A 23,770-nucleotide genomic window follows, 5' to 3' on the forward strand; every position below is an offset into this window, starting at 1 on the left:
AAACGTAGGGGCATTTTTTAGGCTTTGATCTCTTATAAGCACCATTAAACAGTGGGTAAAGTTTCAGGCCATATTTTCCCAGGATTCAGAATATTTTTGGGATCAAGGGCGGATTTAATTGCTTGCATTAGTCCCAATGCATTTCCGTGCTCTTGCTGCATATATTTTAGCTTGCCTTGTCCAATACCATGCTCACCGGTACAAGTACCGTCCATTTCTATCGCGCGGCTGGCTAAGCGGCTGATGATGCCGTCAGCGATAGCAACTTCTTCGGGATTATCAGTATCGACCAATAATAATACATGAAAATTCCCATCGCCTACGTGTCCGACGATAGGCCCAATCATGCCCGATGCTTCGATATCTTTTGCCGTTGCGCTAACGCATTCAGCCAAGCGCGAAATGGGTACACAGGCATCAGTTGATAAGGCGCTGGCTTCAGGTCGTAGGGCGGAGCTGGCATGATAAGCGTTATGCCGTGCTTGCCACAGCCGTTTACGTTCGGCTTCATTGGTATCCCAAGCAAAGTCTGTACCACCAAACTCTTCAATGATATCGCTAAACATTTCTGCTTGCTCAGCGACGCTAGCATCGGTGCCATGAAACTCTACAAATAGCGTTGGGGTCTCAGTTAAGTCAAGGTTGGCATATTGATTACAGGCTTTGATTTGCATGGCATCAAGCAGCTCAATCCGCGCAATCGGCAAACACATTTGAATGGTCAGCATCACCGCCTGACAAGCCTCTTCAATCGTTGGAAAATGACAAATACCACTGCCGATACATTCGCTAATTCCGAATAATTTGAGCGTTACCTCAGTAACAACACCAAGTGTCCCTTCTGAGCCTATCATCAGTCGGGTTAAATCATAGCCCGCGGCAGATTTTTTGGCACGGGTACCAGTGCGGACAATCTCTCCACTAGCGGTGACTATCTCAAGCGCCAGTACCACGTCTTTCATCGTGCCATAGCGTACCGCATTGGTGCCTGAGGCACGAGTGGCGACCATACCGCCGATACTGGCATTGGCACCCGGATCTATTGGAAAAAACAGTCCTGTATCACGTAAATAGTGATTGAGCTGCTCACGTGTGACGCCTGGTTGTACGGTCACCGTCAGATCTTCATTATGTACCTGCAATATTGCATCCATCGCGTGCATATCGATGCATAATCCACCATATGGCGCATTTAATTGACCTTCTAAGGATGAGCCAATACCAAATGCAATCACTGGCATTTGATACTGATTGCAAATCTCCACCGCAGCTGCTACCTCGTGCTTATCTTGTACTGTCAAGACGGCATCGGGTGGCTGATTGGCAAGCCACGTCATCGTATGCCCATGCTGCTCACGTACCGTTATATTGGTAGTAAGTTGTTTACCGAAACGGGTTTGTAAGGCAGCAATAGCCTCGCTGTGGTCTTTTTTAGCAATTGATATTTTAGAGGTAGACATGGGTGACTCCTATACAGAGTGTCTTTTTTACCGAGCCAATGAGAAATGAGACAATGTAAAAACTAAGCTCTCACTCACTTTAAATGTCACTAAAAAGCAATGAAAGTGAGTGAGAGCTTATTGAATAAAAATTAGATAGTAATGGCTATTAACCAATACTTATTTTTATTAAAAGTAACAAAGCGTTAGGCTAAAATACGCCAAACGACAACCAAAATAGCCAATATATAAAAGATAGGCGAGAGCCAGCCAACAACCTGTGTTGCAATGGCAATGAAAATGGCAAAACCTGACAGTGCTAGCCAATCTCGGCGTCGATCATTAAGCATATCCGCACGAATTTGTTGTATTTCTCGCAGTTGACTGTCTTGGCGTGATCCTTGAGAAGCAAGGCTTTGTAAGCCTTGATCCAGTAGCTTTGGAATATCAGTGGTCGATAATAAAATCTCTGGTAACTGCTGACGCAAGTGTTGCAAATTACGCATCGGATCGAGCTGCTCTTTAATCCAGCTGCTTAAAATCGGCTTGGCAAGTGACCAGATATCAAGGTCAGGATACAAGTCGCGACCAAGCCCTTCGACATGAACCAAGGTTTTTAGTAGTAGCATGAGTTGCGGCGGGATACTCATATGGTGACGACGGGCGATATCTAAAATTTGCATTAAAACACCAGCAAAGTCGATATCATTGATAGACTTTTGTAGCATTGGACCAACCGTGCGTTTCATATCGCGCATCAAGGCATGCTTGTCTGTATTTGGTGGAATCCAGCCAGCTCTACTGACGATATCAACCATCGCCGTAAAGTTGTTATTCATCACCGCCAACAGCATGCGTGCCACAATGAGCTGATCGTCTTTTGATAGCGTACCCATGATGGCGCAATCAAGTCCGATATAGCGTGGTTCATGCCCTAAGTCAACCGCTGCCATATCTGCGGTGAGTGTTTTAACCGGCGGCGTCTCTACAAACACATTACCTGGATGCATATCGGCATGGAAGAAGTTATCGCGGAATACTTGGGTAAAAAATATCGTTAAGCCTTTTTCTGCTAGTGCTGCTCGGTCATAACCAAGTTGATCAAACACTGCAACTTGCGAGATAGGAACGCCTTGGATACGCTCCATGACCATCACATTTTTGGCAGAATCATAGACTTCTGGTACATACATCAATGCCGAACCCAAGAAGTTGTTGCGCATCTGAGTGGTATTGTCTGCCTCTAAGGTCAAATCCAGCTCGTTTAACATCACTTGGCGATAGTCTTCGACAATATCGACGATATGGATGGCACGTGCCGCTTCAATACGCGCTGATGCCCAATTGGCCAGCTCACGTAGTAGCTCAAAATCAGCAATGATGGTGGTACGGATATCAGGACGCACCACTTTTACCACCACTTCACGACCATCATGCAATGCAGCAGTATGTACTTGGGCAATAGAAGCCGCCGCTAGAGGTTTGACATCAAAGCGTGCGAACAAGGTGCCAATCGATTGACCAAGACCGTGTTTAGGGTCTTGGATTTGGGTAATGGCCACATCAGAATTGAAAGGTTTGACTTTATCTTGTAGCTGAACCAATTGCTCGATAATCTCAGGCGGCACTAAATCGCGACGCGTTGACAGCAGTTGGCCAAGCTTTAAAAACAGCGTGCCCATGTCTTCAAGCGCATATTTAATCGCATTGGTTTGGTGTTTTTTACCCCACGCCGCTGGATGCAGGCGAATCAAACGCGCCAAAGGTTGCAGCTGTGGCGCGTCTTCGATAGAAAGATGAGTATCGATGCGATAAGTTGCGGCGATACGCCAAAGCTCAAGTAAACGGGCGCGATGAGATAATAGCATGAGGTATGGGTACTCTAAAGAAAGTCGAAAATAGGGTGGGCACTGCACTTATTTATAAACTGTGCTTATCTATAAATTGCACTTATCTATAAACAGTGCTGTCGATAATAGAATTTAGCGATCATCGACGACAACAGTTATTGATGAAACGAGTTATTGAGAAAACGTGTCTGTTCATCTTTGATAGCAGCAAGTTTGGCCTCTTCACGTTCGACATCAGCCCGCAGCTTTAACAGTTGCTGCTTAAGATCGTTTACTTCTGCTGCCTCGATAGGATCAGGAGCACTATTACCTGCCACCTCATTAGCCCAGTCGCTGACATCGTCAAAAGCGCGTTTGGCACTATGGCGCCAGCTGCCTTTAAGCTGTGAGATAAGTAGATGCAACTGATTGGCCATCGGCTTACCAATAAATGGCTCAAGCTGTCCTGCAACATCTGGATCGAAACCTGCGACCAGTTGTTTGAGCTGCATGAGTACCTTGTAATCACCCGCGATAGGCAGGTTGCCCTCAGTGCCACGCATCAGATTCAGCAGTTGCGCTGGGTTATCTACAGTAATGGTACAGTCTGGGCGACTATGACCAATCCGTGCGCGCTCCATAGTGGCTTGTTGGTGCTCGTTCATCGCGCCACTTTGCTCAAACACGCTGTCTGTTGTCACCGGCTCAAAACGCAAACGCTCATGAGTGAATAAAATATCCAAACGAATCTCAGGCATGGCCATATTGAGTCGCAACACTTTGCCAGCAAGCGGTGCCAATCCTGATTTGGTAATTTCATCACTCGCAATAGCAAGGTTAATCAGCTTTTCGGCACCCGCCAAAAGTAGAACAGTCAGCATAAGGCTCTCGCATAGTCAGTTGAGCGCCTTAAAAGAGCGCATCATTTGTAAAGGTCAGTTGCCACCACTTTACGTGATGGCATGTCTATTACTATGTAATGTAATTCAAAACTTAATCTTACGCTTTAAAGCCGCGATGGACAGCGACAATACCAGCCGTTAAGTTATGATAATCACAATTTTCAAAGCCCGCTTGCTGCATCATTTGTTTCAACGTCTGTTGATCAGGATGCATACGAATCGATTCGGCCAAGTATTGATAACTCTCAGAATCATTGGCAATCAGCTTTCCCATAATAGGTAAGGCGGTAAATGAGTATAAATCATAGGCTTTAGACAATGGCTCAAATACAGGTTTTGAGAACTCCAAAATTAATAAACGACCACCTGGCTTCAGCACGCGATACATCGATTTGAGCGCTGCGTCTTTGTCCGTGACATTACGTAGGCCAAAGCTGATAGTGACCAAATCAAAGCTATTGTCATCGAATGGCGCGAGTGTTTCTGCATTGGCCAATACAAAATCGACGTTGTTGCAGCCAGCATTGATTAAGCGTTCACGACCGACTTCTAGCATGGCGGCATTGATATCTGATAACACTACATGGCCATTTCTACCGACTTCACGGCTAAAAACTTTGGCTAAATCACCTGTACCACCAGCGATATCAAGCACATGCTGACCCGCACGCACGCCTGATAAGCTAATGGCATAACGCTTCCATAGTCGATGAATACCAAATGACATTAAGTCGTTCATGATGTCGTATTTTTTGGCAACTGAGGTAAAAACATCGGCAACGCGCGCTTGCTTTTCAGCTTTATTGACAGTCTTATAGCCAAAATGCGTTTCTTCATTACCGTCAGTATCAGGCGTATGTGGGTTATTGATGTCATCACGTTGATTAAAAAGCGTTTGTTTGGCGGTTTGTGTTTGTGCAGATACATTGTCTACATGGTTGCTATTAGCGTTGTTGCTGATATTGTTACTGGTAGTATTATTTGGCATAGTGGTTTGTTGGCCTTGTGGCGTTCCCGTTGGTAGGTCTTGGACTTGTGTAAAGTCATTTCTCTTGCTGTTTTCGACGCCAGCATCAATACCTGTATTAAGCGTGGTATTAGTTTCATAGCTTCGACGTGCTTGTACTTGTGACGTAATATTTTGATTGTGGGTGATGCTATCTCTGACCAATTTATCTTGCAGGTGACCATTAGTCGTGGTGTTGAGCGCTGGCTTTTGGTCAGAGTGAGCGGTGTTGTTATTGGTATTATCGGTCATAGCATTATCCTGTTATTCACTTTTATGATTATTGGTTTGCAAGGTATAAAATAGCAGCTAACCAAGCAAATGATGCGTCTATCATACACCAAACGTCATTGGCTTACCGCCATTATCCGTCTCATGAACACGGTCAATAATCTCAAGTTCACGCTCACAAAACGGTTCAATAAAGCCGCTGACACTTTTTAGTGGTTTCATCGCTTTAAAGCCTGAATCGATAAATTCATACAAAGGCTGATAGTTGTAACGGTAGGCGGTGCCTTTAGCCAAGGCAAAGGCTTTTTGCAACATAAAAGAGTTTATATATTTATCGGTACGATAGCACACCTCTTTTAAATGACCGATTTGGATACGTCTGGTGTCGGCTTCATTGACTACGCGATAGGCGTTCAGCATGCTGTCTTCGTTAACGGCTAAATCTTGAGACAATAGCCATTCAGCTAAATGTAAATCTAGCTCTATCGCTAAGATAGCTGCTTGTATCGCCATGCTGCCAGTCTCTAAAGCCGCTGCTGGCGCAAAACGTTCAACTTTTTGTGCTTTAGGCACAATGCGTTCTAACTGTTTGGCCAATAATTTAAACTCATCGCCGCCATACAATTGTGTCAAAAAATAATCTGCCATCAGCTGATTTTGAGGTTGCTCAAACAAGGTTTTATGAGTGTTTTGAATACGATCTCGTTGCCAAGCTTGCACTTCACTAAGTTTATCGTTTAGTGCCAAATTTTCATGATAAGGCAGTGCCCAAAAACGGTTCAAATGTTGTTGTAAGTCGGCTAAAGAGGCCATGGTCAGTAAACCTGCATAAAAGTAAAGAGGGTTAAAAGGTTGCGAATAAAAAGCTCAGGATAAACCATGTTTTATACTTTTGGTTTTTGTATTTATAGAGCGTAATTACAGCATGTGTCTGAGATTGTGTTCACCTTAAAAGAAAATAAAGCAGAATACAAATGTCAAACTGTTACATAGCAGCGTTATTTACCGAATTGCTGCAATGCTATGATGACGCTAACACGCTTTCAATCATAGGATGATGACAGTTATGAGCAAAAATAATAAGACGACTGAATCCACCGCACCACAAGCGCTAAGTGCACAGTTTAGTGAGCAAATTGTTGATGAGCGCCTAACCCCCAATCCCCTGAGCCAGTTTTCTATGGACAACGATGCACTGAGATTGGCACTGGTCACGGCCCAATATGCTCTACGAGCAACGCGGCAGCAGACGCCGCCAATCCTCAATAAACCAACAGGGCTATTGGTATTGGTCAATGGTATGGAGCAGGCAGGCAAGGGCACTGCTGTCAAGCAATTGCGCCAATGGGTAGATCCTCGACTACTTAAAGTTGAGGCAACCGTTGGTGATTGTCCCTTAGCGTATCAGCCGATTTGGCAGGCACATACCAAGGCGTTACCTCGTCATGGCGATGTAATGGTTTATTTTGGCAACTGGTATGCTGACCTGCTTTATAGCGTCATGCGTATGGCAACGTCAGACAACGACAAAGCGTTACCGATTGCGCAATGGCAAGCCTATTTACAGCAGCAGCTTATTAAGCTACAAGCATTCGAACAAGATTTAGCTGCCAATCAAACCCGACTGCTTAAATGCTGGTTCCATGTCGATATCGAAACGTTGCAAGCGCGACTGAATGACGATGAAGCCGATCCGCAGTTTTTATACCAAATTGACTGGAATAGTAAAAAAGTTATCGAAACCTTTAATCAAGTGGCTACCGTTCTGCTACGCCAGCAAGATGATTGGATCATCATTGATGGTGATGACAAGTCAGATGCGGCTGACCACTTTTGCCATGAAGTGCTACAAGCGATGCAAACCGCGCTAATGAATAGTAAAAAAAATACAGTAAAAATCTCTGATAAATCAAAGGCTAAGAAGCAAGCTCAGCAAGCACTCAAATCAGCAAAGTTTGAACCTGTAAAAATTCCTAAATTTTTAAAAGATATCGATGATGCAGAGATTGATAAGTCGGACTACCGTGATGCGTTGGTAGAAAAACAAGTTCGCCTTGCCCAGTTGCTGCGTGCGCGCAAAGGGCGTCATATCGTTTTTGCCTTTGAAGGAATGGACGCTTCTGGCAAAGGTGGCGCGATCAAAAGATTGGTGGCGCCGCTCGACCCACGCGAGTATCAAATTTATAATATCAGTGCGCCAATGCTATATGAGCTGCAACATCCTTATCTATGGCGTTTTTGGACCAAACTTCCGAACGAGCAAACCGACCGTATCAGCCGTATTGCCATTTTTGATCGGACTTGGTATGGGCGCGTTTTGGTTGAGCGCATTGAGGGTTTTGCCACGGATGAGGAATGGCAGCGTGCTTACGATGAAATCAATCGTTTTGAGGCGGATTTAGCCGCGGCGGGGACAATCGTTATCAAATACTGGTTGGCTATCGATAAAAAAGAACAGCTTAAACGTTTTGAGGCACGTCAGGAGACACCGCACAAGCAGTTTAAGCTGACGGACGATGACTGGCGTAACCGTGATAAATGGTCGGATTATGTGCAGTCTGCGGCGGATATGCTGGCACGTACCGATACAGAGTACGCACCGTGGTGCGTCATCGCGACCAATGAGAAGCGTCAAGCACGTTTGGATGTTTTAGATCATGCGATTAAGCAACTATCAGCGGTGTGTGGCAGCTGATATGCGATTGGTCATTATTATATATTTAACGTTAAATAAATTCAGGGAAAGAGAGTATAATGCGGCGTTACAGCAGGATGTTTTCTAACACATATGCTGGCAGTTACAAATCTTGCAATATCATCATGCATTATGCGCTTATATTTAATATAATAGGCGCGTAATAGCTCCTGCTGTGCACTAAACTCACTGAGTGAGTAGCGTGTTTTATCCTTTGACACAGACATTTTAATCACTCTGGTTAATAAGTTTGGTAAAGGTTCTTACAATAGCAGTTATTAGCATCAAAATTATTACTACGACATCTCTAAGCCGCAAGCTGCTGTAATCAGACGATTTGGCAATATTCCTTGCGGCTTTGTGACATATTGAGTGATGTGTTTTACCTTATTTACTATCTTTACGTACAATAAAATACGAGTAAATATAAGGTAAGCGCTAGGGTAAAGCACCAAGATAGCAGTAAGAAAAACCGTTTTTTAGCAAGCATATTGCGCGTTTCATATACGTTATATTAATGTCAGAAGCTATCACGAGCATTATTAATAGCCGCGCAATGTCATCAACCGCCTATAATTTCAATCAGCTTACGCAGGACGTATCAACGTATGGGTATTAGCAACAGTTCTACAGAGCCAGTCAAATCAGTCGGTTCTATGAGAATAAATCTATTTTTTGCCATTTTACTGATTGCGATGACCGCCTACTTTTTGTGGTGGGGTCTAGATTACACGATGCGTCAACAGACGACGCTATTTATTGTGGCTACTGCTTTTGGTGTCTTTATGGCATTCAATATTGGTGGTAACGATGTCGCCAACTCCTTTGGTACCTCAGTAGGTGCAGGGACATTGACCATTCCACAAGCGTTGGGTATCGCAGCGATATTTGAAGTGTCCGGAGCCGTACTGGCAGGTGGTGAAGTCACCGATACCATTCGAAGCGGCATTGTCGATTTAGATGGTCTTTCAGTAACGCCCAACCAATTCATTTATGTCATGCTGTCAGCGCTCATCGCTGCCGCATTTTGGCTGTTATTTGCCACCAAAAAAGGTCTGCCCGTTTCGACCACGCACGCCATTATTGGCGGCGTTGTTGGTAGCTCTATTGTATTAGGTATCACGTTAGGTGGTACTGAAATGGCATTGTCAACGGTGAATTGGAGTACGATTGGCACCATCGCGATTTCTTGGGTATTATCACCGCTATTGGGCGGCGTTTTGTCCTATGTATTATATGGACAGATTAAGAAAAATATCATCGAATATAATGATAGAACAGAGGCGCACATTGCGACTTTGAAAGGCGACAAAAAAACCTTAAAACAAAACCACAAAGAATTTTTGGACGGTTTAACAGAATCAGAACAACTTGCCTATACGTCAGCGATGTTGCGTGATCAAGAAATCTACAAAGATGATGATTGCGATGTTGAAGATTTAGAGACTGATTATTATAAACAGCTTTATGAGATTGAAAATGAACGCAGCAACCTTGATACGCTAAAAGCGTTGAAGCAATGGGTTCCTATCATTGCGGCTGCAGGCGGCGCGGTCATGGCCTCTTTGGTCATCTTTAAAGGTCTAAAGAATGTCAATAATGGCATGACGACGCTGCAAGGCTTTTTAATCATGGGTATGATCGCGGCGCTAGTGTGGCTTGCGACCTTTATCTATACCAAGAGTATCCGCGGTAAACATAAAGAAGATTTGACCAAAGCGACGTTTATTATGTTTAGCTGGATGCAAGTCTTTACCGCCTCTGCTTTTGCCTTTAGCCATGGCTCAAACGATATTGCCAATGCAGTCGGTCCTTTTGCCGCGATTATGGATGTTATCCGTACCAATAGCATTGCGACTGAAGCCGCTGTACCACCTGCTGTCATGCTGACCTTTGGTGTTGCGCTTATCGTTGGTCTTTGGTTCATTGGTAAAGAAGTCATTCAAACGGTTGGTACAAATTTGGCAAAAATGCATCCCGCTTCTGGTTTTTCAGCTGAATTGGCTGCGGCTGCAGTGGTTATGGGCGCATCAACCATGGGGCTGCCCGTCTCAAGTACGCATACGCTAGTTGGCGCGGTACTTGGTATCGGTATTGTCAATAGAGACACCAATTGGGCGTTGATGAAACCTATCGGTTTGGCATGGATCATTACTCTTCCTGCAGCAGCGGCAATGTCTGCAATCAGTTATATCATTTTGGTCAATATTTTTTAACACGTACGCTTATTAAGGTTTTTGCTTAAATCTTATTTAACGTTATTTATAAGCAAGTTTCAAATAAAAAACGCTTATCAGTATCATGCCGATAAGCGTTTTTTTATGTCAAATTAAGGTCTATTCGGTACCAAATTGTTTGCGTTTTTTGGCAAAGAAGCGATCTAAGCGGTCCATGGCATCTTCTAAATCATGTAAGTTTGGCAAAAACACCAAGCGGAAATGATCGGGCTTATCCCAGTTAAAGCCTGTTCCTTGCACCATTAATACATTTTCTTCAACAAGCAAATCCATCATAAATGCCATATCATCTTCGATAGGGTAAATATCAGGATCCATCTTTGGAAAGCAATAAAACGCGCCTTGTGGCATGGTACAAGAGATACCTTTGATCGCATTAAGCCGTGACACAGCCATTTCACGCTGCTTATATAAGCGCCCACGCTCTGACGTGAGCTCTTTCATGCTTTGATAGCCACCCATTGCCGTTTGGATGGCATACTGACCTTGGACGTTGGAACACAAGCGCATAGACGCTAACATGTCCAAACCTTCGATAAAGTCAGTGGCATGGTGTTTTTTGCCAGACACCATCATCCAACCTGCGCGGAATCCCGCGATACGATGAGATTTAGATAATCCATTGTATGAGAGCACCAGCACATCATCAGTCAAGGTGCTCATTGGGGTGTGTACCATATCATCATAAAGAATACGATCATAAATTTCATCGGCCATGATGATTAAATCATGCGCTTTAGCGACCTCAATAATTTGTTTGAGTAATTCATCACTATAAAGTGAACCCGTTGGATTATTAGGGTTAATCACCACGATACCTTTGGTTTTAGAGGTGATTTTAGATTTAATGTCCTCGATATCAGGATGCCAATTGTCGTCTTCATTACAGCGATAATGTACCGCTGTGCCGCCAGCTAGGTTCGCCGCTGCCGTCCAAAGCGGGTAGTCCGGCATTGGGATAAGCACTTCGTCACCATCATTCATCAAAGCCTGCATGGTCATTACAATCAGCTCAGAAACTCCGTTGCCCAAATAGACATCACGGACATCAACTGCCGATAGCAACCCTTTTGATTGGTAGTACTGTAGGACGGCTTTACGCGCTGAAAAAATCCCTTGCGAGTCGGAATAGCCGGTCGCGTCTGGTAAATTCATTGCCACATCGCGCAAAATCTCATGCGGGGCTTCTAAACCAAAGGGGGCTGGGTTACCGACGTTCAGCTTTAATATACGTTTGCCTTCTGCTTCCATCTTATTGGCTGTTTGTAGTAGCGGGCCGCGAATGTCGTAGCAAACATTTTGTAATTTATCCGATTTTTTTATTGTGTTCATAGTGTGACCACTCATAGGGTTATTTTGTGAGTTTGTATCTATAGTAGGAGTTGTAGCTGTTTGATTGGTTTGGGAGTCACGCATCTTGTCAGTTTGAGCGGATGACGTATTTTGACTATTCTTATTATGAGAATGAGTGCTTTCACTCACTTCTTTATTATTATCACTGTCGTTTTTTAGTTCACCGCGTAACAGATAGCCTTCGCTGCAGCCTAAAATGTGTGCTAGCGTTGGTAGTTTAGATGACACAATGCCATTGGTGCCACGCTCCCAATTCGAGATAGCACCGCGACTGACTTTTGCGCCTGCTGCGGTCATGGCTTGCGCTAATTGCTCAGCAGTCAGCCCTTTATCACGACGTAGCTGTACCAGTCTTTCGGCTTGTGTGCTTTTATTTTTGTCATCAGCCATAATCATTCAAGCCTTTATTATTCATTAATTGGTAATAGAGAGAAGGAAAGCAGGCATTTGTTTTAATTAAGCCTTAATGCAAGATATTATTGCATTATCAGTATCAATGCAAGCTGTTTTTAAGGAAGATGTATTTATCAATGCAAGAATAACTTGCATTGATAGTATTATAGTTACCTCATTGCTACTCTACTAGGGCGTGTCCTTATTTTAAAAATGGTAATAAAAATGAGATAAATTGTCGTTAAACAAGGAAAGTAGTGCAAATAATATCGAGATATTGCTAAGCTATTTGACGATGTTTGGCAAAATTTAGCCATTTTTAGCTCATTTAGAAGATAATCGATTGAATTGAGGACACGCCCTATATATCAAACTTCTTTCAGAGAATCATTGTCGTGGCTACATCTATATTCATTGATACGTTAAGAAAATTTGCTGTATTTTATTTATCATAGCTTTTTCAATACCTTACACTATCGCTTGTTTATGATAGTTTTCTTGTAATGTATACCTTGAATATTGAGTGGATAAACAATAGATAAAGCCCATCGTTTTTATAAAAATATGGCGATAAAGTGTTAGTTAATAGCAGATAAAAGCTAATGCTAATGGATGAGATAATACATACCCAAATTAAGGATACATTATGCAAGACAATCAACTTAGCCAAGAAGAGATCAGCCAATTAACAGAAGCTGATTGGAAAGAGCGTTTGAGTGCTGATGAATATCACGTGATGCGTGAAAAGGGTACAGAACGCCCATTTACGGGCGTCTATAACGATGCGACTGATGACGGTATTTATCGCTGCAAAGGCTGCGGTGCGAGCTTATTTGACTCAAGCAATAAATTTGATGCCAGCTGTGGTTGGCCAAGTTTTGACCAAGGAGTTGATAACAGCGCTATCGAGGAGCATGTGGATAATTCGCTGGGCATGACGCGGACAGAAGTGACCTGTAGTAACTGCGGCGCACATTTAGGTCATGTCTTCCCTGACGGCCCAAGCGAGACGACGGGGATGCGCTATTGCATCAATTCTGTGTCTATTGATCTAGATAAATCTGACAAGTAATCGGTAGAACAAGTCGCTTAAATTGTTTTAGAATCATGGCAAAGAAGTGCGATATGCTTCTTTGCCAGTTATTAGAACTATGAATGTTATTGAGACATGAGCACGGCTTAAAAAAACCAAAATAATAAATTAATCAATTTAAGGACAAATGATGAGTACTATTTATGATTTTACTGCTGAGCACATGGACGGAACTGTACAAGCCTTTGCTGATTATCAAGGTAAGATGTTATTAATCGTCAATACCGCCAGCAAATGTGGGTTTACGCCGCAATTTGAAGGTTTAGAAGCAATATATCAGCAATATAAAGATCAAGGATTGGTCGTTATTGGTTTCCCTTGTAATCAATTTGGCGGGCAAGATCCAGGCAGTAATGAGGAGATTGGCGCATTTTGTCAAAAGAACTATGGTGTCAGTTTCCCAATGATGGCGAAGGTTGATGTCAATGGCAAAGACGCTCATCCTATTTTTGATTGGCTCAAAGAGCAAAAGGGTGGCGTATTAACAGACGGTATCAAATGGAATTTTACTAAGTTTTTAATTGGTAAAGATGGACAGGTCATTGACCGCTATGCGCCAACCACCAAACCAGAAGCCATAAAAATGGATATCGAACAAGCATTAGCCAGTAAATAGGGTCATGCTTGAAAATTTATTGGTTTTTTATAAAAATATAAATCCAATGAAAACATAGGCTTGTCAGATTAATAAATAAAAACCTATAAAATAGGTTAAAAAAATGAAAATACTGTTTGACAGCCATGTGTAAATCTATATAATACACACCCACAGCAAGGGGACTTAATTAGGTTCAATGTTGTTAGAATTTTTACTGACTTAAAGCGTGACAACTTTAAAGATTAAACTTTCTATAAAATTCCTTTTAAGGAATTTTAACTTACGAAGCTAAAATTGCAGTGCAATTTTTTAACGCTTCTCAGGGTGATTAGCTCAGTTGGTAGAGCGTCTGCCTTACACGCAGAATGTCGGCGGTTCGAATCCGTCATCACCCACCACTCTTTTTAGCGAGTGTCTCTGTAATAAGAGAAGATGCTAAGACGACCTAAGCAGCGGTAGTTCAGTTGGTTAGAATACCGGCCTGTCACGCCGGGGGTCGCGGGTTCGAGTCCCGTCCGCTGCGCCATATTTAGTAAAAAGCTAAAACAAATTTAAACTCTCGAGTTTAAGCAAGTTTCGCCTCAAACATAATTTTGTTTGGGGTTTTTTTGTGTCTAAAATTCTTCTTACGGCCTTTATCTATAAAGGTTGGCTTTTTTTCCCTTATCAACTCTTAGGGACTAGTCTATCTTAGATAAAGTATTCTCTATAAGTTTGGTTGCATACATTCTATCTTTTGAAAATCGCTGATCACCTCCTTGCTGACCACCTGCTCGGTGACCAAACGGTGACTATTCTCGATTAAACACGTCCTATGATTCTTTTAATAACTGTACGTTAACTTGAAAGTAATACTCATCCTTAATGGTAATACTGACTTTGCCGTTATGGGCATTGACGATTGCTTGTACGATGGCCAATCCTAGTCCTGTGCCCGAGTGCTGATTATTGGATTTGTCATGACGATAAAAGCGTTCAAACAGTCTATCTGCTTCCGCCTGAGTTAGAGGCGTCTGCAAGCGATTAGTGATGGTGATGTTTAGCGAGGGCTGCTGAGCCGTTTCTCTAAGGGCGTGAGCGTTATGTTTTATGAGGCTAGCAGTCTTAGAAACGGCGGTAATAGTAATGATACTGTCGCTGGCGGCGTAGTAAACCGCATTGGATATCAAGTTGGCAAACAGCCTTTGTAACAAGCTCTCATCCCCTAATACCACATCAAATGCCCCTTTTTTCTCAAAAGAGATACCGCGCTCTTCGGCTATCAGCTCAAAATAATCGATGAGCTTAATTATCAGTGAGTCAGTATCGACAAGATGACGTTGTGAATCGTAAAGACCTTTTTGAGTTTTTGCCAGCAATAGCATATTGTTAATTAGCAGGGATAGTTGCTTGAGCGTGTCGTGTTGATGATGTAGCTGCTCGACATATTCTTGATGGTCTCTAGGTTTACTGAGCATCACTTGAGTTTGAGTACTTAATGTTGCCAGTGGTGTGCGCAGTTCGTGAGCAATGTCATCTGAAAACTGTGATAATGAGGCAAAGTTATGTTCGAGTTTATCCATCATGGCATTATAAGCGTCAGCCAATGGTCGCAGCTCGCTTGGCATTTCAGAGACGATGATTCTATCGTCTAACTGCTCGGCGTTGATACGTGCCATTTTTTGACTGATGGTCGCTAAGGGGGCGAATCCTAAATAGACGCTAAAAGCCGCCACTGATACTAAGATAAAAGTGATCGCAATAAGTATCAGAATAAGATGGCGATTAAACTGGGCAAGGTATTGATGATGCACATCAATCGGTAGCGCGATTAATGCCAAGCGATTAGAGTGCTCAATGACCAGCGCGCGATAATGACGATGATTAAGCTGCAAGTCAAAGGGTTGATCGCGGTGCTGCTGCCATAGTTTTTCGACCAATTGGGAGTCATTGAGTTTATCAATAAAATCCTTTGGCTGACTATTAATGACATGTCCATTATGGTCAGTGATAATTGTTTTGACTTCATAATCTGGTCGAAAGATATCTATCACGGATGATGCTGTATTGGCGAGATGAGCAGGGTCGGCAAGGTTGTTAGAGCGCTGATCATCCGATGTCACCTCTGTCATATACTGTCGTAAATTAAACGCAGCATGAGTCAGGATCTCTGAGTCCATTTGTTCAAAATGATCATTAACCGAACGCTGTATCCATATGTACAAAAAAGCTTGAGATATCAGCACACATACCGTTAATACTAGGGTAGTGCGCCACAGTAATGACAAGCGTCGATGCTCAGATTTATATGCCATGCTATTTCACTTCAATGTGGTTGAGTTTAGAAACCTTATTAGCCTCATTACTCATATCAATTCTAGTTTCATTATTGACTGTAACGGCGCTATTGTCCGCTTCTAGTTTATAGCCCATACCGCGTACGGTATGAATGAGCTTATTTTCAAAGCCATCGTCGATTTTACTGCGTAAGCGTCTTATCGCCACATCAATCACATTGGTATCGCTATCAAAATTCATATCCCATACTTGTGAAGCGATGACAGAGCGGGGCAATACTTCGCCTTGATGCTCAAGTAAAAACTGCAATAGCGCAAATTCTTTGGCCGTCAATTTGATAGAACCCTTATCTCGATGCACGCTACGTTTAGCGATATCCAGTTTTAAATCAGCGATTTGAAGCACTGTGCTGGCGTAATCTGCTTGATTGGCACGGCGTAGTAAGCTTTTGATTCTGACCAACAGCTCAGCGAACGCAAAAGGTTTAGTGAGATAATCGTCACCGCCAATCTCAAAGCCTTTTATGCGGTCGCTAAGGTCATCTTTTGCGGTCAAAAATAATACAGGGGTGGTGTTACCAGCAGCGCGATAATTACTGACCAGCTCAAAACCACTGACATCAGGCAGCATCACATCCATCACCACGACAGTGAAGTCCTCAGTCATCAGAGCATGATACCCATCTAAACCTGTGGTTTTATGCTCAACGATAAAACCTGCCTCGCTTAAACCTTTTTTAATGTAGTCGCCAAGTGATAACTCATCTTCGACTAACAATACTTTCATAGCATACTCGCGCCAATTATTTAGGATGAGATCAATATAAAATGTCTCTATTGTTATCAATCATAGAGGAATACTGGTAATAAACCTATGCTCAGTCTAGAAGATGACAAAATTGTCATCTTGGCGTCATCTGACTGTCAGAGTGGTTATGCTAGTTTGGCTTCAATACATCCTAATTTTAATATTCAACACCATGAGAAGCCTCTATGATGCCTTTTACCGTTAAGTTTGTTCGAGGGTCAGCGGTCTTATTAACTGCTGCCATATTATCAGCATGTGGGCAATCTGACAGCAATGCTTCTAATGCCAGCCCCTCTACTGCCAATGCCGCTAACGCCAGCAGTGGTGAGGCAAACGCTATACAGAGTAGGCAAACAGTGACAGAGACACCAGCCAACAACCCAGACCTGCTCAAGAACGTGTCAGCCACTGTCTATAAAGATGCCAATTGTGGCTGTTGTAAAGAATGGATAGGGCACGCAGAAGATAATGGGTTAACGACAACTGCCCATGATGTTGCAGACTTGTCATTATTTAAAGAGCGTTACGGTGTGCCTGCTGAGCTGCGTTCTTGCCATACCGCCGTTACCAGTGATGGTTATGTCATCGAAGGTCATGTTCCTGCCAAGTATGTGGCTGAGTTTTTGCAAAATCCACCAAAGCAAGCGATTGGTTTGGCGGTACCGGGTATGCCCGTCGGTAGCCCTGGTATGGAATATCAAGATAAGTTTATGCCATACCAAATTATGCAAATCAATAAAGATGGCACAAACCAAGTATACGCTGAGATTGAGTCCGCAGAGCAGCAGCTATAAGTTAATACTTTAGATAGTTTTTTAAATTTCAGCTACTTATTGTAGTACTGATTGCAGCATTGATGGAGACTGACTGATGAATCATGCAGAGCAAAAACAGATGAACCCTTATGTAAAGTTTACCCTCATGATTCTGACGTCTACCGTGGTGATGTATATCATGATGTACTTCAATACTTATGAGTGGGATCATATTTATTTTAGTGAGACCAGAGCCTATATGGCGCTATATATGGGCGCAGGCATGACAATGATTATGCTCGCCTTTATGAGCAATATGTACAAGAAAACTAAGGTCAACTTAATGATTTATGGTCTTAGTGTGCTGATGTTTGCCGTGGGTATCTGGGGCGTCAGATCTCAAGCAACCGTCGATCAAGTGGATTGGATGCAGGCTATGATACCGCATCATTCAATTGCGATCTTAACCAGCTCAAGAGCCGATATAGAAGACCCTAGAGTACAGCAACTTGCTGACGACATCATCGAAGCACAAAAGCGTGAAATTAAAGAGATGCAGGCACTGATCGAAGCATTAGAATAAATAGCCTTAAAACACACTGCTCTTAGTACATAAATTAAATGATTTTTCCAACTGGTGGATCTTAGCTGATTTGCCAGTTTTTATATGAACCATAACTACCAAACGATCGTAATTAAGGATCTACCATGAAAATGATAAGAAACTCACGTCTTGCCATGCTTGCAGTTAGTGTCAGTGCCATGATGATGCTTAGCGCTTGTCAGCCGACGAATGAGGTAACAGAGGCTAGTGTCAAAGACGAGGCGGCTCCCGTTAATAATGCTAAAGCAGACACTAGCGCGATGGATGTGCATGCAGGTCATGATATGTCAGGTGATGCGATGACGGGCATGCATGGAGAGTATAATGACTCTATGACTAAGATGCATGATGAGATGATGGCAGGCATGGCATACAACGATCCCGATGCTGCCTTTGCTCAAGGAATGCTCGGTCATCATATGGGTGCTGTTGATATGGCAGAGATTCAGCTAAAGTATGGTAAGGATGCAGAAATGCGTCAGTTGGCACAAGAGATTATTGACGCTCAGAAAGCTGAAATTGAGCAAATGCAGAACTGGCTTGCCAACCATCCTAATGCTGCTGAGCCAACGTCTGATACTGAAGCCATGCAGACAGCTTATGCTAAAGGTATGGATACGATGCATAGTGAAATGATGGCAGGTATCGCTGACCCTAACCCAGATATGGCATTTGCTCGTGGTATGTTGCCGCATCATATTGGCGCAGTAGATATGGCAAAAATACAGCTAAAGTATGGCAAAAATGAAGAAATGCGTCAATTGGCACAACAAATAATTGACGCGCAGCAGCCTGAAATTGAGCAAATGCAAAACTGGATAGCTAAGCACAATAGTTAAATTGAGTGCTTAAGAATGGAGGTATTTTAGATAAAAAGCAGTGTCTTATATTTCTTAAGGTACTGCTTCTTCTACTTTATATTTTTTAATCTTCTCTAAAATTCCGCCATTGTCTGTATCAATATTCGCGTCGCCACCTTTGTCGACCATAAGCCTTAAAAGGTTGAGTCTCTTAGGTACGCCATTAATATGAGTAAGACTTGCTAGGATAATATAACTGTGTTTAAACCACCCGAAGGTGGCTTATGTCACTATGAATCATTTCAAATTATCTAAATCAGGCAAAGTTGAAGTATCTTCAATGCCAAATGCCATTTGTCCCAACTTCTTAAAGTCTATGTATTGGATTTCAATCAAGTCGGGTAAAAGATTGAGATGTACAAAGATATTCATCTTATCTATATTTTTGATAGAAGCATTGTCACTAATCGCAAGGGCAGGGACAAAGCCAAACATTTCATCGTATTCAAGTGCTCCAAACTTTTTCACGCAACGGTCAAATAGTGGTTTACCGTTATTGTCTTCCATATCTGTATATTCAATCTGTTTAAACCCAAAAAACATAGCTAATTCTTGATTAGATTTTCCATACGCTATTTCTTTTGCATTACCTTTCTTTTGGTATATCCAACCTAGAGTAGGAGTGATTTCAAATGTGAATCCTGATTTTTCACCCCAAACGTATAATTCGCCAAAGCCACTTCGAGCGATCACATAATAGTTATCTTGCCTCATAACCTCATCGCCGAGCCATGTAGTCAGATCTTCTTCGTAGTCAGCTGGATTGACTATCCAAAATAAGCCTTTTTTAAAGCGACAAAACCCTAAACGCCCCCAATAGAATAGAAGTCTATTAGGTAATTTATCCTGATAGTAACTTAAGGTAGCTTGATCAACAGGTTTTTGCCAGCCGGGTTGTTCAAATTTTTCTAAAAAGTAATCAAATCCTTCGTCTATAATAAAGTGACTCATTTTTCTATCCTTTAGATGTTTACTTGTACATATTAATCAGTGTCAATGATATTTGTTGGTAGGTGTTGGCTTGCTATTTATTATTACTGTTTTCTAATGCCTTATTAATTGCCCTGTGGTCGTTTAATTCTCTATCAAGCCCTAGTTGCATCAAAGTAGCAGGATGATACTGGTAGTTGTCCTGTTTGTTATTGGAGCTCGAGCTTGAGTTGAGAGTCATAAATATAAAAAACCACCCGAAGGTGGCTTAAGTAAAATAATAACAAACTAACCTTTCTGACTGTCAAACTGTCAAACTGTCAAACTGCCAAATAACCTCACCCCAATTATTGTGAGGGTAATCGGGCATGATATCGCCCTGCTTAAAATAGGCTCTACTATCTTTCTTGGCAGGTGTGAACCAGTAGCCTGATTTAGGACAAGGCTGACCAGCTAGACAACGTCCTTTGGCTTGACTGGTAATTTCGGGTTTATTAGGCTTGGTTTTGTCTTCATAGTAAGGCGTCATATCTTCACCTGCCTCTTGACGCTCAATGAACTCTTCATAAGTAATTTTATAAGGGTCAATAGAGATAAATTTACTGGTGTCGATACCTGTTTTCTCTAATATCAGAGGGAGGGTGGAGTCGGGTTGATCTTGTTGAATTTTTAATCCCATATTGATGGCAGAAGTCTCATTTTCTAATCTCCAAGAGGCTATTTCTGGATGAATTTCTGGGTAGGTATCCTGCCATCTGATTCTATCCTCAGAGTCTAAATTGGTTTGAATTTTCTCTAATTCGTCATAGACATCTAAACTAATAAGATAATGACGATTACCAGTAGATGGATCTGTTTGTCTATTTATCCTAATGTCCATATAGATTTCTGTGCCATATCTTAATCGCCATAGCTGTAGATCATTAAGTTGCATCCATTCTTTAAAAGTAAGTGGGTAACTGTAATCAAGATATAGTTCTGAACCTTCATCTGTCGTTGCAAATGTAAAACTGTCTTTGGCAGTCAACCTAGGAGCGCTATTTGAATGCGCATACGTCCAACCTTTATCTTGTAGTTCTTTAAAAAAAGACATCATTTTTTGATAGGCATCTTCGTCTGATATACCGTTGTCTGTCTTATCGAAGAAAAAATCAACTGTAATTTTATTCAATCCTCTCTGCTCGCTAGTTACCTTATCCATAGCTAAAATAGTGACAACTTGGTCAATATTGAAACTACCGTCAGAATAATGGAAAATTACTTTCCCCATGTTGCTTGTTGGAAAATCATAACCCTGAAAAGTAACGCCCATAGGTTGAGCGTCGCCTTCTTGAAAAGCTTTATACTCAGGGTTGGCATCGTATAACTCTTTAGCAGTCATGTTTAATGAAATTTCTAACGGTTTGTCAGGCATAGCAGTCTCTTTTTCTGCTTGGCAGGCAGTAGCTAAAAAAAGAAAGCTAAAGCAAATCAGAGTAATGAAAATTTGTTTAAATATAATACCAAACATGCCTTAGTTGCTTGAATAATGGGATTTTATAGCCTTACCCTTGTTCACCTTCAAACTGCCAAATAACTTCGCCCCATTGGTTGTTAGGGTAATCAGGCATGATGTCACCTTGCTTAAAGTAGGCACGACTGTTCGCTTTTGCTTGAGTGAACCAGTAGCCTGACTTAGGGCAAGGCTGATTTGCTGGGCAACGCCCTTTGGCTTGACTAGTAATTTCAGGTTTAGTGGTAGGCTGGTTCTCATAATAAGGCGTCATATCTTCACCCGCCTCAGAACGCTGCATAAACTCTTCATAAGTAATTTTATAAGGGTCAATAGAGACAAACTCACTAGTATCTATGCCTGTTTCTTTAAGTACTAGTGGTAAAGTATAGTCAGGTTGGTTTTGCTGAATCTTCAATCCCATTTTGATAGCTTTAGTCTCGAAAAAAAGTCTAGCTTCAGGAAGTCCATCATAAAGCTTACTATATTCTTTAGGCAAAGATTCATCATAGTTATTAGGGATTATTTGTTTTATTAATTCCAACTCATCGAAAACATCTAAGCTAATCAGGTAATGATGGTTGCCTGTTTCAGGGTCACTTTGCCTATTTATTCTAATATTCATAAATACATCTGTACCATGTCGCAGTTGCCATATTTGTAAATCACTGAGCTGCATCCATTGCTCAAAGTTCAAAGGGTAGGTGTAATCAAGATTAAAGTCACTTCCACCTTCTTTTGTGGCAAATGTAAAGCTATCTTTAGGGCTTAAACGAGGTTCACTTAAACTTTTAGCATAAGTCCAACCTTTATCTTGTAGCTGTTTAAAGAAAGACATCATTTTTTTATAAGCGTTTTCGTCTGATATACCGCTTACTTTATGGTTGAATAAAAAGCCAAGATTGATTTTTGAGAGTTTGTAATTTGCTTGTTTGTTATCGTCGTAAGCCAAGACTGACATAACACCGTCAATACTTAACTCACCATTAGGATATTTAATAATGACAGTAGGTTCTTTATATCTTGGAAAATCATAACCTTGAAAAGTAACCCCCATAGGCTGAGCGTCTGCTTCTTGGAAAGCTTTATACTCAGGGTTAGCACCGTATAAATCTTTAGCAGTCATGTTTAATGAAATTTCTAAAGATTTATCAGGCATATTAACCTTTGTTTTAGCTTGGCAAGAAGTAGCTATTAATATGATAAAAAAAGAAGTAATGAACCTTAATCGCTTCAACATATCTATCTACTCATTCAGATCAAACATCAAAGTGCACTGCTTCTTACTTATTGCTATTCTAATTTCTATCATTAAGTCAATCGATTTTTTGGCTGTTATAAGATTTTAAAGCATCATATGTTTTAACCGCATCAAAGCTTGTGTTTAAATAACCGATTGACTTTAGTTGTAACATTTCTTCTGATGTTAAATTTGAAATATTATTTACTTTGTCTATTATATGACTGCTGACTATTTCTTCAGAAATTAAACGTGCTCTCTTTCGTACTGCGGAGCTTTTTGCCTTATCTGTTGATAAAGCTACAAAATATTCAAGTGGAGCTGCACCATTTTTAAGCATACATATCTTATAGTTGATATCTGAACGATATAATATGTAATCTTTAACTTTTTTTATGTCAATTTTACTTATCTTCTTTAAAGTACTTTCATCAGGTAAAGTTCTGTTTTTTTCTTCAGCAGTGCATAGATCTATAGTGTTCTCGTACTGTTCTATTGCTGATTCTAGAGTAAGTTTATCTTCTAATTGTGTCTCTGTTTTAGCACAAGCCGGTACTGAAAATATGATTAATATTAATGAAAAGAATATAGTTTTTTTCATGGTATACATCCATCGTAAATAGATCTAAAGAATTTAATTTCATCGTTACTTGCTCCATCACTTTGAAGGTCAATGACAGCCATACCTGCTATGTCTTCAACTTTTCGTCGAGTTATCTTACTCACGTCTCTCATACCTTCTGCAAGCATTATCCAGTCTGTTGATTTTACTGCAACTTCTGCATTTAAAGTTGTTCCGCCTATAAAGACAGTAGCTACTCCTCCTATACCTAAAAATCTTGTTAGCCAGCTACCAAGTTTAAGACGAGAGTTAATATCATCTAAATATTCAGATCCCTTTGCACTGAGCACTAAATTCTCAAATACAGGACAAGATTTTAAATTTTTGTTCCCCTTTGTAATCTTCACCTGTTTAGTTTTACCATCTAAAGTAGTTTTATCTGTAGAATATTGAGGCGGTTTTTGCAT

20 protein-coding genes and 2 tRNA genes are annotated in these 23,770 nt (G+C 41.5%); 9 read left to right on the plus strand and 13 right to left on the minus strand.

Features of this window, described 5'->3' with window-relative positions:
- Positions 1-44: 44 nt before the first annotated feature.
- The 5 genes from B2575_RS11245 to B2575_RS11265 all read right to left on the minus strand — a co-directional run bounded on the left by B2575_RS11245 (position 45) and on the right by B2575_RS11265 (position 6,220).
- Positions 45-1,460, minus strand: coding sequence for an FAD-binding oxidoreductase (locus B2575_RS11245; protein ID WP_296242094.1), 1,416 nt, complete (start codon positions 1,458-1,460; stop codon positions 45-47).
- Positions 1,461-1,645: 185 nt separating this feature from the next.
- On the minus strand, positions 1,646-3,307 hold the full coding sequence (locus tag B2575_RS11250) for an ABC1 kinase family protein (RefSeq protein WP_296242095.1): 1,662 nt from the start codon (positions 3,305-3,307) through the stop codon (positions 1,646-1,648).
- 137 nt (positions 3,308-3,444) lie between these two features.
- A complete protein-coding gene (locus B2575_RS11255; RefSeq protein WP_201605006.1) occupies positions 3,445-4,149 on the minus strand; it encodes a ubiquinone biosynthesis accessory factor UbiJ in 705 nt (234 codons plus the stop codon).
- Between the two features lie 118 nt (positions 4,150-4,267).
- Positions 4,268-5,428, minus strand: a complete 1,161-nt coding sequence (gene ubiE, locus B2575_RS11260) for a bifunctional demethylmenaquinone methyltransferase/2-methoxy-6-polyprenyl-1,4-benzoquinol methylase UbiE (RefSeq protein ID WP_045451207.1) — start codon at positions 5,426-5,428, stop codon at positions 4,268-4,270.
- Positions 5,429-5,509: 81 nt separating this feature from the next.
- On the minus strand, positions 5,510-6,220 hold the full coding sequence (locus B2575_RS11265; RefSeq protein ID WP_296242097.1) for an FFLEELY motif protein: 711 nt from the start codon (positions 6,218-6,220) through the stop codon (positions 5,510-5,512).
- A 253-nt stretch (positions 6,221-6,473) separates the two neighbouring features.
- On the opposite strand from B2575_RS11265, the gene B2575_RS11270 reads away from it, so the two are divergent.
- The gene (locus B2575_RS11270) at positions 6,474-8,102 is read left to right on the plus strand and encodes an ATPase (RefSeq protein ID WP_296242099.1); all 1,629 of its coding nucleotides are present in this window, start codon (positions 6,474-6,476) and stop codon (positions 8,100-8,102) included.
- Between the two features lie 608 nt (positions 8,103-8,710).
- Positions 8,711-10,318 (plus strand): inorganic phosphate transporter, encoded by a 1,608-nt coding sequence (locus B2575_RS11275; RefSeq protein WP_045448242.1) that lies wholly within the window; start codon positions 8,711-8,713, stop codon positions 10,316-10,318.
- 120 nt (positions 10,319-10,438) lie between these two features.
- Here the strand turns inward: B2575_RS11275 and B2575_RS11280 are convergent, their stop codons facing one another.
- Entirely contained in the window at positions 10,439-12,082 is a 1,644-nt protein-coding gene (locus tag B2575_RS11280; protein ID WP_413786955.1) for an aminotransferase class I/II-fold pyridoxal phosphate-dependent enzyme, read from the minus strand.
- Between the two features lie 649 nt (positions 12,083-12,731).
- Here B2575_RS11280 and msrB point away from each other — a divergent pair.
- The 4 genes from msrB (at position 12,732) to B2575_RS11300 (ending at position 14,302) form a co-directional block, all read left to right on the plus strand.
- The gene (gene msrB, locus B2575_RS11285) at positions 12,732-13,157 is read left to right on the plus strand and encodes a peptide-methionine (R)-S-oxide reductase MsrB (protein WP_045451213.1); all 426 of its coding nucleotides are present in this window, start codon (positions 12,732-12,734) and stop codon (positions 13,155-13,157) included.
- Positions 13,158-13,308: 151 nt separating this feature from the next.
- Entirely contained in the window at positions 13,309-13,794 is a 486-nt protein-coding gene (locus B2575_RS11290) for a glutathione peroxidase (protein WP_045451216.1), read from the plus strand.
- 304 nt (positions 13,795-14,098) lie between these two features.
- Positions 14,099-14,174, plus strand: a tRNA-Val gene (locus tag B2575_RS11295).
- A 51-nt stretch (positions 14,175-14,225) separates the two neighbouring features.
- Positions 14,226-14,302 (plus strand) — tRNA-Asp (locus tag B2575_RS11300).
- Positions 14,303-14,588: 286 nt separating this feature from the next.
- Here B2575_RS11300 and B2575_RS11305 read toward each other — a convergent pair.
- Both B2575_RS11305 and B2575_RS11310 read right to left on the minus strand, forming a co-directional pair.
- Positions 14,589-16,070: an ATP-binding protein gene (locus B2575_RS11305; RefSeq protein WP_296242102.1), complete on the minus strand. Its 1,482-nt coding sequence runs from the start codon at positions 16,068-16,070 to the stop codon at positions 14,589-14,591.
- Between the two features lies 1 nt (position 16,071).
- Complete coding sequence (locus tag B2575_RS11310) at positions 16,072-16,839, minus strand: heavy metal response regulator transcription factor (RefSeq protein WP_296242103.1); 768 nt, start codon at positions 16,837-16,839, stop codon at positions 16,072-16,074.
- A 206-nt stretch (positions 16,840-17,045) separates the two neighbouring features.
- Here B2575_RS11310 and B2575_RS11315 point away from each other — a divergent pair, with 206 nt between their 5' ends.
- From B2575_RS11315 to copM, 3 genes are all read left to right on the plus strand, one after another.
- Positions 17,046-17,654, plus strand: a complete 609-nt coding sequence (locus B2575_RS11315; RefSeq protein WP_238035238.1) for a DUF411 domain-containing protein — start codon at positions 17,046-17,048, stop codon at positions 17,652-17,654.
- A 76-nt stretch (positions 17,655-17,730) separates the two neighbouring features.
- Entirely contained in the window at positions 17,731-18,198 is a 468-nt protein-coding gene (locus tag B2575_RS11320; protein WP_296242104.1) for a DUF305 domain-containing protein, read from the plus strand.
- Between the two features lie 125 nt (positions 18,199-18,323).
- On the plus strand, positions 18,324-19,058 hold the full coding sequence (copM, locus tag B2575_RS11325) for a CopM family metallochaperone (RefSeq protein WP_296242106.1): 735 nt from the start codon (positions 18,324-18,326) through the stop codon (positions 19,056-19,058).
- A 258-nt stretch (positions 19,059-19,316) separates the two neighbouring features.
- On the opposite strand, the gene B2575_RS11330 is transcribed toward copM, so the two are convergent.
- From B2575_RS11330 to B2575_RS11350, 5 genes are all read right to left on the minus strand, one after another.
- Positions 19,317-20,030 carry a GAD-like domain-containing protein gene (locus tag B2575_RS11330; RefSeq protein WP_296242108.1) on the minus strand — a complete coding sequence of 238 codons (714 nt, stop codon included), beginning with the start codon at positions 20,028-20,030 and terminating at the stop codon, positions 19,317-19,319.
- A gap of 283 nt (positions 20,031-20,313) precedes the next feature.
- The gene (locus B2575_RS11335) at positions 20,314-21,519 is read right to left on the minus strand and encodes a hypothetical protein (RefSeq protein WP_296242110.1); all 1,206 of its coding nucleotides are present in this window, start codon (positions 21,517-21,519) and stop codon (positions 20,314-20,316) included.
- Between the two features lie 34 nt (positions 21,520-21,553).
- Positions 21,554-22,660 (minus strand): hypothetical protein, encoded by a 1,107-nt coding sequence (locus B2575_RS11340; RefSeq protein WP_296242112.1) that lies wholly within the window; start codon positions 22,658-22,660, stop codon positions 21,554-21,556.
- 157 nt (positions 22,661-22,817) lie between these two features.
- Positions 22,818-23,342, minus strand: coding sequence for a hypothetical protein (locus B2575_RS11345; protein ID WP_198330575.1), 525 nt, complete (start codon positions 23,340-23,342; stop codon positions 22,818-22,820).
- A complete protein-coding gene (locus B2575_RS11350) occupies positions 23,339-23,770 on the minus strand; it encodes a hypothetical protein (protein ID WP_045451239.1) in 432 nt (143 codons plus the stop codon). The genes B2575_RS11345 and B2575_RS11350 overlap by 4 nt, the downstream gene beginning before the upstream one ends.

Origin of the sequence: Psychrobacter sp. UBA6739 (assembly GCF_002453835.1) — a bacterium.
In the GTDB taxonomy this organism is placed as follows: domain Bacteria; phylum Pseudomonadota; class Gammaproteobacteria; order Pseudomonadales; family Moraxellaceae; genus Psychrobacter; species Psychrobacter immobilis_A.